This window comes from Dellaglioa sp. CoH-56-MRSF-14, assembly GCF_056782115.1.
The window spans coordinates 322,405-334,549 of the sequence record NZ_JBXAYB010000001.1 but is presented as its reverse complement, the minus strand read 5'-3'; the positions used below and the strand labels follow the sequence as shown (position 1 = coordinate 334,549).

The window sequence follows — 12,145 nt, the reverse complement described above, 5'->3', positions numbered from 1 at the left end:
TGTTTATATTAAATAGTTATTTATTATATTAACTATTCGTTATATGTAATATACCATTATTTGAAATCGCTTGCAAATGAAACGATTTTATTACGCTCAATCTATGAAACTTAATGAATCTCTTTCCCAGGTACTTAAACTTATATACACCAAAAAATAAAGATAAATAACTATCTTTGTTTTCCTCGTTGCTTAATTAATCACATAAAGTTAAACAAAATAAGATCTATGAATATCTGAGTGAATAAGATGAACTGATAGGTACTATACTCACAAGATAAGCCTATTATTTATCTAACTTCGGCTAATAAAAAGAAATAAAAAAAACTCGCACTGCTTATTGTAAGCAGTGCGAGAACCCAATGAAATTACTATTTCTTTTTACGTTTGTCCATAACTTCATCTATTTTTTCTGCAACATCATCTTTGACATCTTCTAATTTATCTTTCGCTTTACCAAGGAAACCTTCCGCTTTACCTTTAACTTCTTCTTGCTTGTCTCCTGTCAATTTACCTTTAGTTTCTGTTACTTTACCCTTAATTTGATCTTTCTTTGCATCTAATCTATCTTCATTTGTCATCATGTTTCCTCCTCATAATATATTTGTCTACATACCGATAGTAACATCCAAAGAAAGCGTATGCAACATATTCGACTTATCAAATATATAAGTTATATAAATTTTTAAGCTCTAATTAATTAAGGTTATTTATCTACTTAGTTATTGATTAAATAAAAAAAAATCAAAGTATTAACTTTGACTTTTCTCACATTACTATCAACCTATTACTTATTTATGCCCAAACATCATCTAAAACATTTGTTTGATCACGATCGGGTCCAACTGAGAATGTTGAAATTTTAACATCAACGATTTCTTCAATACGTCTAATATAATTTCTAGCATTTTCAGGTAATTCTGCAAGAGTTTTCATTTGAGTAATATCTTCAGTCCAACCAGGTAATGTTTCATATACTGGTTTACATTGAGATAATTCTTTAAAACTAGCTGGATAACGATGAATAATTTCACCATTTAATTCGTATGCTGTACAAATTTTAACTTCTTTTAATCCAGTTAAAACATCAATACTGTTTAAACATAAGTTAGTCAATCCTGAAACACGTTTGGAATGATTCATAACAACACTATCAAACCAGCCAATACGACGTGGACGTTTTGTTGTTACACCATATTCATGTCCAACTTCACGGATAGTATCACCGATTTCATCTAATAGTTCAGTTGGAAAAGGACCATCCCCTACACGTGATGTATAGGCTTTGCAGACACCAACAACTGTATTTATTTGAGCAGGTCCAACACCAACACCGACTGTTGCGCCACCTGCAATTGGATTTGAAGAAGTTACAAATGGGTACGTTCCATGATCAATATCTAACATAACACCTTGTGCACCTTCAAATAAGACTTTCTTACCAGAATCTAGTGCATCATTAATAATAACTGACGTGTCCATTACGTATCGTTTCAAACGTTGGCCATAGGCAAAATATTCTTCAAAAATATCATCAAATTCAAGTGGTTCATGATCATATAATTTTGTAAATTCACGATTTTTTTGTTCTAAATTATTTTTTAATTTTGCTGAGAAAGTTTCTTTTTCCATTAAATCAGCAATTCTAATACCAATTCTAGCAGCTTTATCCATATAAGCTGGTCCAATACCTTTATTAGTCGTCCCAATCTTATCTTCTTTTTTAGCAGCTTCTTGTAAGCCATCAAGTAGAATATGGTATGGCAAAATAACATGAGCGCGGTCAGAAATACGTAAATTATCTCCTTTAACGCCGAGTTTTTGTAGATAATCAAGTTCTTCACATAAAGCTTTAGGATTCACAACAACCCCATTACCAATGATACTTAATTTATCTTGAAAGAAAATACCTGATGGAATCAAATGTAATTTGTAAGTGTTGCCTTCAAATACAATTGTGTGTCCGGCGTTATCGCCACCTTGATACCGTGCAATAACATCGGCATTTTGACTTAAGAAATCTGTAATTTTACCTTTTCCTTCATCGCCCCATTGGCTACCTACTACAACTACTGATGACATATTTTCATCCACCTCATAATTTATATTTTAAATTCATAAATACAATCCTAGAATATTATAGCAATAAAGCAGTTCAAATACAACTAAAATACGAACGTTTGTATTTTATATAAACATTTATCAACTATATAACGAACGTTTCTCTTTTTATTCAAAAAAAATATCCCACTAAGGAATATTTTCTAGCCTTCTGGTCTATAGGCAAGTGACGAGAATTTATTATATGATTTAACAAATAATAATTTAACTGTACCTCGTTCGCCACCACGGTTTTTTTCAATAATAACTTCAACTTCACCAACATTTTGGTCATCTTCATCCCTTGGATCAGGTAGATTCCCGTCTTCATCTTCATCAGTATCGCGTTCATAATAATCATCTCGATACAAAAATGCAACAATATCTGCATCTTGTTCAATAGAACCAGATTCACGAATATCTGATAACACTGGTCGTTTATCTTGGCGTTGTTCAACACCACGGGATAATTGAGACAATGCAATAACTGGAACACTTAATTCTTTCGCTAATTTCTTCATTTGACGAGAAATTTCTGAGACTTCTTGTTGTCGACTTTCGCGTCCTGAACCTTCAATCAACTGTAAATAATCAACAACGATTAACCCTAGTCCACCTTTTTCCTTCGCTAATCGACGGCATTTTGCCCGAATTTCAGCCATCTTTGACCCAGCAGTGTCATCAATAAAGATATTAGCCTTTGATAATGAATTCATTGCCACAATCAAATTTGACCATTCTGATTCGTCTAATTGTCCCGTTCGTAAGTGATTCGCATTAATACTACCTTCAGCACATAACATACGACTAACTAATGATTCTGCTGACATTTCTAAACTAAAAATAGCGACAGTTTCATCAGTTTTAGTTGCTACGTTTTGAGCAATATTCAACGCAAAAGCTGTTTTACCAACAGCCGGACGAGCAGCTAAAATGATTAACTCATCTGGATGTAACCCGGCAGTCATTTTATCCAACTCTGGATAACCTGTCGACAATCCAGTAATTGTATCGCCTTCTTTAGCTAACTTTTCAATATTTGTAAATGTACTTTTTAATACATCAGCGATAGCTTGAAAACCACTACTATTTCTTTTTTCAGATACGCTCATAATTTCACGTTCAGCATTATCTAAAAGCGTTGCAACATCATCATCTTGTGATAAACCCTTAGTTGCAATAGATGTCGCTGTCGCAATTAAGCGTCGAATCATTGATTTTTCTTCAACAATTTTAGCATAATACTGAACGTTCGCAGCCGTTGGTACAGAGCCAGCTAATTCAACAATATAGCTAACACCGCCAATATCATCCATTTGATTTTTAGAAGTTAAATTATCTTGAATCGTAACAATATCAATAGCTTCATCTTTATCATTCAGATCCACCATAGCCGCAAATATCAATTGATGGCGACGTTGATAGAAGTCTTCGGGCTCCAAGTATTCCATTGCCTCAACAAGAGCATCACTCTTTAAAAAGACAGCGCCCAAAACGGCTTGTTCCGCTTCAATATTCTGTGGTGGCGTTTGGTCTGTTAATAGTTCATTATTCATTTTATCGTGTTCTCCTTACTTCTAAAATCAAGAAAAAAGCTGGACAAAATCAAATTTTGCCAGCTTTTCAAATAAATACTACTTTAGTTATTAGCCGAAACATGAACACGAATCATTGCTGTTACATCAACATGTAACTTAACAGGTACATTCGTGAATCCTAAGGCACGAATTGGTTCTGGTAGTTCAACTTTACGTTTGTCGATTTTAATTCCGTATTGTTTTTCCATAGCTTGTACAATTTGCTTGCTAGGAATTGAGCCAAATAAACGGCCATCTTCGCCCGCTTTAGCTGTTAATTCAACAACTGTCTTATCATCTTCTAAAACGATTTTTTCATCTTTAGCTTCTTTTAAAATTTCTTCAGCTTTTTTTTCTTCAGCTTTTTGTTGTCCCTTTAAAGAACTCATTGCTGAATTTGTAGCTAATTTTGCTTTACCATTTTTAATTAAAAAATTTTGAGCATAGCCGCTTGGTACTTCTTTAATTTCTCCACGTTTACCTTTTCCGCGAACATCTTCTAAAAATATAACTTTCATAATCAACTACTCCTTAATTTCATCTTTTTTTGTCGTTAAAATATTAACTAATTGTTCTGCAGCTTCACTTACACTCACACCAGTTAACTGAGTCGCAGCATTTGATAAGTGACCGCCGCCGCCCATTTGTTCCATAACAACTTGAACATTAGTCGTCCCTGTACTTCTAGCAGAGATACTAACACGATTTTCTGATCGTTTTGTGACAACAAATGACGCTGATACACTTGAAATAGATAATAATGAATCTGCTGCCTGTGCTGCTGTAACTGGGTCATAAATCGTATCATCTTCACCCACACATAATGCTAAATCAGTATTAATGAACTCTACTTTATCAATTAAATGATTACGCTTCAAGTAACTATCAACATTTTCTTTCATAAAGTTTTGAACCATTGTTGAATCAGCCCCAACGGACCTTAAATAACTGGCTGCATCAAATGTTCGTGTACCCGTCCTTAATGAAAACGACTTCGTATCAATAATAATTCCCGTTAACATCGCAGTTGCTTCAATTTTATTAATTGGTTCACTATCTTTTGATTGATATTCAAACATTTCAGTAATCAGTTCACAGGTTGATGATGCATAAGGTTCAATATAAACTAACATTGGATTTTCAGGGAATTCTTCTCCACGACGATGATGATCAATAACCATCAGACGATTTTTAAGTTTTTCATACAATTCAGGACTACCAGAAATAGAGGGTTTAGAATGATCAACCATCACCAGTAAACTCTGTTCTGTTGCTTTTTCTACTGCTTCTTCAGGTGTAATAATATTATATTTGATATCAGGATATTGATCTAACTCTTCCATCAATCGTTGTACATCTGAATGAATAGCGGTTTGATCTAAAACAATCCAACATTTCATATTATTCATCAAAGCGATTCGTCTAATGCCCAAACAAGCTCCTACAGAGTCCATATCTGGGCTCTGATGTCCCATAACGAAGACTTGGTCCATTGGTTTCATTATTTCTTGTAACGCTTGAGAAATCATTCTAGCACGAACCCGAGTCCGTTTTTCCATCGGATTAGTTTTACCACCATAAAATCTTGCTTGCTCTTCAGGTGATTTAACGACAACTTGATCCCCACCTCGACCTAAAGCAAGATCTAAATTGCTTTGAGCTAATTTTGCAAGTGAATTCAAATCGCCATCGCCATAGGCAATTCCCATGCTCAATGTGAGCGGAAAGTTTTGTTTGGATGTCCGATCGCGAATTCGATCTAAAATTTTAAATTTTTCTTCTTCAATTTGTTGTAAAGAATGGGCATGAACTAAAATAAAAAATCGATCTGAATCCGTTCTTTTTAAATACATCCCATAACGACGCGCCCAATTAGATAACTCATTTGTGACAAAGTTACTTAAATTAGAAACATTCTTATCTGACATAGATTGCGTTACTTCATCATAATTATCTAAGAACACTTGACCGATAACAACGCGCTCTGCTTCAAATTCTTTTTCAATTGATGAATAACGCGTAATATCCATCAGGTAAGCAACATGAATATCATTTTGTATGATCATTTCAAAATCTTTTTCATGCCATGTTACTTTCACCAAGCCTTTAGTCTCAGCGTTATCTGTAATAATCGTCGATAACGATTCATCGACGCTCTCTATTTTCTTACCTAAAATATCATTTTTTTCAAAATAAGGTTGTAAGTATGGATTAACCCACTCAATCTCATTTTGTTCGTTAAAAATCAAAATACCAATTGGCATTTTGATAAGCGCTTCTTGTTCACTACGTTTAATACGATATGATAATTCCGATATATATTCATTAGTATTTGCCGTAATTTGGGACATAATATACATACTTGCGCTGGTAGCACCCAACGCAATAATTAACAATATAAGTCCTAAAAATAAATTAACTGTAAAAGACAGAACAACACTAAATAAAGACATAATTACGATAAAAATCGCAATCCATCTTAAGCGTTCATTCTTCAAAAAACTGGGAAGTTTCTCGTTTGAAAGGAACTTTTTCATAGTATCTCCTCATCTGTAAATCCTAGATGTTATCTATTTTATCACATTCCCCATTTACCTGCACAAATCTTGCTGATAGTACAAAAAAAGGGAAGACTATTTGCATAGTCTTCCCTAGATATTACTATTCTTCTGAAACGAATGGTAATAAGCCCATAATACGTGAGCGTTTAATTGCAATTGTTAAACTGCGTTGGTTTTTAGCGCTTGTTCCCGTAACACGACGAGGTAAAATCTTACCACGTTCTGAAATGAAACGTTTTAACAAGTCTGTATCTTTATAATCGATATAATCGATGTGGTTAGCTGCGATGAAGTCAACTTTACGTCGACGACGTGCGCCACCGCCACCACCTCTACGTTGTTGTTGTTGTGCCATGTGAGTTTCCTCCTCTAATTAGAATGGTAGGTCGTCATCAGAAATATCAATTTGTTGGCCATTATTTGCAAATGGATCAACTGTTGCTGAATCATTAGATTGCGTTGTGTTTGAATTATTATTCGAACTTGCGCCACCAAATGGGTTAGCATTGTTATTTGATGATGAACTTGATTGAGGAGCGCTGCTTTGATTATTAGCGTTACCTTGTTGTTGGCTTGATTGAGATTTTGATTCAAGCAACGAAAAGTTTTCTACGACAACTTCAGTAACATACACGCGAGTTCCTTGTTGATTATCATATGAACGCGTTTGAATTCGTCCATCGACACCAATTAAAGAACCTTTATGCGTAAAGTTAGCGAAGTTCTCGGCTGCTTTTCGCCAGATAACACAGTTAATAAAATCGGCTTCACGTTCGCCAGAAGCGTTCGTGAATTGTCGATTAACTGCAACTGTAAAAGTTGCAACTGCAGCACCACTAGCTGTGTAGCGTAAATCAGGGTCTCTTGTTAAACGTCCGACAAGTACTGTTCTATTAATCATAATGTATTGCTCCTCTCCGTTATTTTATTAAAATGAATTATTTTTCATCTCTGTTAATGATCATATGACGCAAGATTCCTTCATTAATCTTTGAAAGACGATCAAATTCGTTAATTGCGATATCGTCATCGGCTGTAGCATTAATGATATGGTAGATACCTTCATTATAACCGCTGATTTCGTATGCAAGACGACGTTTTGACCAGTCTTTTGAAGTAACGATTTCTGCACCATTACTTGTTAAAATACCATCGAAACGTTCGATCAAAGCTGCTTTAGCTGCTTCATCAAGATCGGTACGGATGATATAAGTAATTTCATATTTACTCATGACTGTTTACACCTCCTTATGGACTTTAGGTCCTTACCTCGTGGCAAGAACAAGGAAAGTTATCTATTTAATGCCATAGACACTTACGAACTAAAATTATATCACTGCCATTCACTTAAAGCAAGAAAATCCTAATTAACTACACACTTATTAAGTACGCCGTTAATTAGGATTTTATTTTATTTTTTTAATTTAGTTTATTCTAAGTCATTTGTTTCACTTTCAACGTCTGATACAACTGCATCTAAAATAGTAGTTGTTTCTTCAGGAGTAGCTTCAACTTTTGCCATTGTTGCAACTTTAGCATTCTCATCAATTCGAATTAAATGAACTCCTAAAGTAGCACGGCCCGTTTTTGACACGTTCTTCACATTAAAGCGAATCATAACACCTTGATCCGTAATTAACATGATATCTTCATCACCTTGAACGGTTGCTAACCCAGCAATTGGTCCATTCTTTTCAGAAATGTTAGCTGTCTTAATTCCTTTTCCACCACGGCCTTTAATTGCATAAGCCGAAGCGGGTGTTTGCTTACCGTATCCTTTTTCAGAAATGATAAATACGTGACTATCAGCAGCTAATAAATCAGCTCCTACAACGTAATCATCTTCTCTTAACCGAATACCACGAACACCAGAAGCAGAACGACCCATTGAACGAACATCATTTTCAGCAAATGATACTGCGTAACCTCGATGCGTTCCAATAATCATATTCTGCGTGCCATCTGTGATAGCAACGTTAATTAATTCATCTTCATCATGCAATTTAATCGCTTTTAAACCATTATTTCGTATGTTAGAAAATTCTGACACCGGTGTTCTCTTAACTGTTCCGTTAAGCGTCGTAAAGAAAAGATAACGTTCATCATTTTCTTGCTTGCTTACGTTGATAACAGCTTGGATTTTCTCACCAGAATTAACCCCTAAAAGATTAATGACAGGAATTCCTTTAGCTGTGCGTCCATATTCAGGAATTTCATACCCCTTCATACGGTACACTTTACCAGCATTCGTGAAGAATAGTAGGGTATCATGCGTTGATGTCGACACAAGATGTTCAATAAAGTCATCATCATGAACACCCATACCTTGAACGCCACGGCCACCACGGTTTTGTGCTTTGAATTCATCAGTTGCAAGACGTTTTACATAACCGTTATGCGTTAATGTAATCATAACTTCTTCTTCTTCAATCAAATCTTCATCTTCAAGATTCAATACTTCGCCAATTAATAATTCAGTACGACGTTCATCACCAAATTTAGCTTGTAAATCTAACAATTCTTGATAAATAATATCATGAATACGTGAGTCATGAGCCAAAATATCTTCAAAATCAGCGATTGATGCCATTAAATTTTGATATTCTTCTTCAATTTTTTCACGTTCTAAACCAGTTAAACGAACTAATCGCATATCTAAAATAGCTTGAGCTTGTTTATCTGATAAACCATAATTACCCATCAATTGATTTTTAGCAAGTTCACCCGTATTTGAGCTACGGATAATTCTAATAATTTCATCAATATGATCGAGTGCAATTCTTAAACCTTCAAGGATATGTGCGCGAGCACGTGCCTTTTTCAATTCAAATTGCGTACGACGACGGATAACTTTTTCTTGATGTTCAAGGTAATAAACAAGCATTTCCTTTAAACTTAGAACTTTTGGAATACCATTAACGATTGCTAGCATATTAAAACTGAAAGATGTTTGTAATAACGTTAATTTATAAAGGTTATTCAACACAACTGAAGCACTCATATCACGACGAATATCGATCACAATTCGTAATCCTTCACGATCAGACTCATCATTAATATCAGTGATACCTTCAATTTTTTTATCACGAGCTAAATCAGCAATACGTTCAATTAAACGTGCTTTATTAACCATGTAAGGAAGTTCATCAACGATAATACGTTCTTTACCATTCTTTTGTTCTTCAATTTCAACTTTTGAACGAATTGTTATTGTTCCCTTACCTGTTTCGTAAGCTTTACGAATACCAGATTTACCTAGAACAGTAGCCCCAGTTGGAAAATCAGGACCAGGGATAGCCTCCATCAAATCAGCCACAGTTGCATCAGGATTATCCATCAAAATATGTAATCCAGAAATAACTTCTGACAAATTATGTGGCGGAATATTCGTTGTCATACCAACGGCAATACCTGTTGCACCATTAACTAATAAGTTAGGAAAACGCGCAGGTAAAACAACTGGTTCATGTTCACTGCCATCGTAATTATCCATGAAATCAATGGTATCTTTATTGATATCACGCATCATTTCAACAGCTATTTTACTCATTCTAGCTTCAGTATAACGCATAGCAGCAGCGCCATCACCATCGACAGAACCAAAGTTACCATGCCCATCAACTAACATGTAACGGTAACTAAAGTCTTGGGCCATACGAACCATCGCTTCATAAATCGATGAATCACCATGAGGATGGTACTTACCCATAACATCCCCAACAATTCTAGCTGATTTTTTGTATGGTTTATCAGGCGTAATCCCTAATTCACTCATCCCGTATAAAATACGACGATGGACAGGTTTCAACCCATCTCGAACATCAGGAAGTGCACGAGCAACAATAACGCTCATAGCATAATCCAAGAATGATTTTTTCATTTCTCCGGAAAGATTAACATCTTTTATCCGGCTTGTAGCTGGTAATTCTTCTGCCAAAATTTTCAACCTCCTTTACGACTAAGTTTTTAAATATCTAAGTTTTCTACGTAAGTGGCATTTTTTTCAATAAATTCACGTCTAGGTTCTACACGATCACCCATTAACATATTAAAGACATCATTAGCTTCAATGGCATCGTCGACGTTAACACGTAATAAACGACGAGCATCTGGATCCATAGTTGTTTCCCACAATTGAGAAGCATCCATTTCTCCAAGACCTTTATATCGTTGAATAACGGGTTTTGGTGTTGGTGCCAATTGCCCTTGAATTTCTTCTAATTCTTCTTCAGTATCGACATAACGAATCATCTTACCTTGTCTAATTTGATATAAAGGTGGTTGCGCAATATACACGAATCCTGCTTCAACAAGTGGACGCATGTAACGATAGAACAGTGTTAATAATAACGTTCTAATATGGGCACCATCGACATCAGCATCAGTCATAATAATTAATTTATGATAATTAGCTTTTTCAACATTAAATTCGCCACCAAAACCTGTTCCCATAGCTGTAAATAATGAACGAATTTCTTCATTGGCTAAAATTTTATCTAAACTTGCTTTTTCAACATTCAAAATCTTACCACGAATCGGTAAGATAGCTTGTGTTAACCGTGAACGACCCTGTTTAGCTGAACCGCCGGCTGAATCACCTTCGACGATAAATAATTCACTAATTGCAGGATCTTTACTTGTATTATCAGCTAACTTACCGGGTAAGTTACTGATTTCAAGCCCACTTTTTTTACGTGTTACTTCACGAGCATGTTTAGCAGCTACTCGAGCTCTAGCAGCTAATAAGCCTTTTTCTACAATAATTTTAGCTTCTTTAGGATTTTCCATTAAAAACTTAGTAAAATGTTCAGAGAAAGTACGATCAGTAACCGTACGCGCATCTGAATTACCTAATTTTGTTTTTGTTTGACCTTCAAATTGAGGATCTGGATGTTTAATACTGACAACAGCCGTCAATCCTTCACGAACATCTTCACCAGAAAGATTAGCATCATTTTCTTTCATAAGATTATTTTTACGAGCGTAATCATTTATAACCCGGGTTAAGGCTGTCTTAAAACCAGATTCATGAGTACCACCCTCATAAGTATGAATATTATTTGTGAAAGTTAATAAATTACTATGATAATCATCTGTATATTGGAGGGCAACTTCAACAATAATCCCTTTTTGTTCACCTTCAACATAGATAGGTTCTGGGAAAATAACATCTTTATTTTTATTTAAGTATTCAACATAATGCTTAATACCACCGGCATAATGGAATTCTTGTAATCCGGGTCCACCATCACGTTTATCATCAATCGTAATTTTAAGGCCTTTATTCAAGAATGCTAATTCACGAATTCGCGTTGTTAATACTTTAATATCATAGACAGTTGTTTCCGTAAAAATATCAGAATCCGGTACAAAATGAACAATCGTTGCATGTTCATTTTCAGGTGCTTCACCTACAACTGACATCTCTGTTTTAACTTTACCGCGAGCAAAGTCCATACCGTAGACTTTACCTTCACGAATAACCTGAACATCTAGCTCAGTTGATAATGCATTAACAACTGAAGCACCAACTCCATGAAGTCCACCAGAAACTTTATAACCACCACCGCCAAATTTACCCCCAGCATGTAAAATTGTAAAAACGGTTTCAAGCGCTGGACGGCCTGTTTTTGCTTGGATATCAACAGGGATACCACGTCCATTATCACGAACTGTTATACTGTTGTCTTTTTCGACAACAACATTAATTTCATCGGCAAAACCAGCCAATGCTTCATCGATACCATTATCAATAATTTCCCAAACTAAGTGATGAAGACCTTGTGAAGCCGTTGTTCCAATATACATACCGGGACGTTTTCTAACAGCTTCAAGTCCTTCTAAAACTTGAATTTGGCTCGCATCATATTCTTTTGCTTTTTCTTCATGTAATTCTTCTGCTATTTC

Annotated in this window: 10 protein-coding genes; all 10 read right to left on the bottom strand. The window is 35.1% G+C overall.

The window, feature by feature from the left end:
- Positions 1-371 precede the first annotated feature (371 nt).
- Positions 372-581, bottom strand: coding sequence for a CsbD family protein (locus AC1RPX_RS01530; protein ID WP_409022828.1), 210 nt, complete (start codon positions 579-581; stop codon positions 372-374).
- Positions 582-795: 214 nt separating this feature from the next.
- Entirely contained in the window at positions 796-2,082 is a 1,287-nt protein-coding gene (locus AC1RPX_RS01525; protein ID WP_481761090.1) for an adenylosuccinate synthase, read from the bottom strand.
- 182 nt (positions 2,083-2,264) lie between these two features.
- On the bottom strand, positions 2,265-3,656 hold the full coding sequence (gene dnaB / locus AC1RPX_RS01520; RefSeq protein ID WP_481761089.1) for a replicative DNA helicase: 1,392 nt from the start codon (positions 3,654-3,656) through the stop codon (positions 2,265-2,267).
- A gap of 83 nt (positions 3,657-3,739) precedes the next feature.
- Entirely contained in the window at positions 3,740-4,195 is a 456-nt protein-coding gene (gene rplI, locus AC1RPX_RS01515) for a 50S ribosomal protein L9 (RefSeq protein ID WP_481761088.1), read from the bottom strand.
- Between the two features lie 6 nt (positions 4,196-4,201).
- Positions 4,202-6,214: a DHH family phosphoesterase gene (locus tag AC1RPX_RS01510; RefSeq protein ID WP_481761087.1), complete on the bottom strand. Its 2,013-nt coding sequence runs from the start codon at positions 6,212-6,214 to the stop codon at positions 4,202-4,204.
- Between the two features lie 124 nt (positions 6,215-6,338).
- Positions 6,339-6,593, bottom strand: a complete 255-nt coding sequence (gene rpsR / locus AC1RPX_RS01505; protein WP_057974148.1) for a 30S ribosomal protein S18 — start codon at positions 6,591-6,593, stop codon at positions 6,339-6,341.
- An 18-nt stretch (positions 6,594-6,611) separates the two neighbouring features.
- Positions 6,612-7,139 carry a single-stranded DNA-binding protein gene (ssb, locus tag AC1RPX_RS01500; RefSeq protein ID WP_409021851.1) on the bottom strand — a complete coding sequence of 176 codons (528 nt, stop codon included), beginning with the start codon at positions 7,137-7,139 and terminating at the stop codon, positions 6,612-6,614.
- Between the two features lie 37 nt (positions 7,140-7,176).
- Positions 7,177-7,470 (bottom strand): 30S ribosomal protein S6, encoded by a 294-nt coding sequence (rpsF, locus tag AC1RPX_RS01495; RefSeq protein ID WP_409021850.1) that lies wholly within the window; start codon positions 7,468-7,470, stop codon positions 7,177-7,179.
- A 197-nt stretch (positions 7,471-7,667) separates the two neighbouring features.
- Complete coding sequence (gene gyrA, locus AC1RPX_RS01490) at positions 7,668-10,118, bottom strand: DNA gyrase subunit A (RefSeq protein ID WP_481761147.1); 2,451 nt, start codon at positions 10,116-10,118, stop codon at positions 7,668-7,670.
- Between the two features lie 86 nt (positions 10,119-10,204).
- Positions 10,205-12,142, bottom strand: coding sequence for a DNA topoisomerase (ATP-hydrolyzing) subunit B (gene gyrB, locus AC1RPX_RS01485; RefSeq protein WP_481761146.1), 1,938 nt, complete (start codon positions 12,140-12,142; stop codon positions 10,205-10,207).
- Between the last annotated feature and the right edge of the window lie 3 nt (positions 12,143-12,145).

Bases quoted from the DNA above. Each gene is read 5' to 3' on its own strand.
- AC1RPX_RS01510 (WP_481761087.1), bottom strand. From the start codon at position 6,214: ATGAAAAAGTTCCTTTCAAACGAGAAACTTCCCAGTTTTTTGAAGAAT.
- rpsR (WP_057974148.1), bottom strand. From the start codon at position 6,593: ATGGCACAACAACAACAACGTAGAGGTGGTGGCGGTGGCGCACGTCGT.
- gyrA (WP_481761147.1), bottom strand. From the start codon at position 10,118: ATGAAAAAATCATTCTTGGATTATGCTATGAGCGTTATTGTTGCTCGT.
- AC1RPX_RS01530 (WP_409022828.1), bottom strand. From the start codon at position 581: ATGACAAATGAAGATAGATTAGATGCAAAGAAAGATCAAATTAAGGGT.
- rplI (WP_481761088.1), bottom strand. From the start codon at position 4,195: ATGAAAGTTATATTTTTAGAAGATGTTCGCGGAAAAGGTAAACGTGGA.
- rpsF (WP_409021850.1), bottom strand. From the start codon at position 7,470: ATGAGTAAATATGAAATTACTTATATCATCCGTACCGATCTTGATGAA.
- dnaB (WP_481761089.1), bottom strand. From the start codon at position 3,656: ATGAATAATGAACTATTAACAGACCAAACGCCACCACAGAATATTGAA.
- ssb (WP_409021851.1), bottom strand. From the start codon at position 7,139: ATGATTAATAGAACAGTACTTGTCGGACGTTTAACAAGAGACCCTGAT.
- AC1RPX_RS01525 (WP_481761090.1), bottom strand. From the start codon at position 2,082: ATGTCATCAGTAGTTGTAGTAGGTAGCCAATGGGGCGATGAAGGAAAA.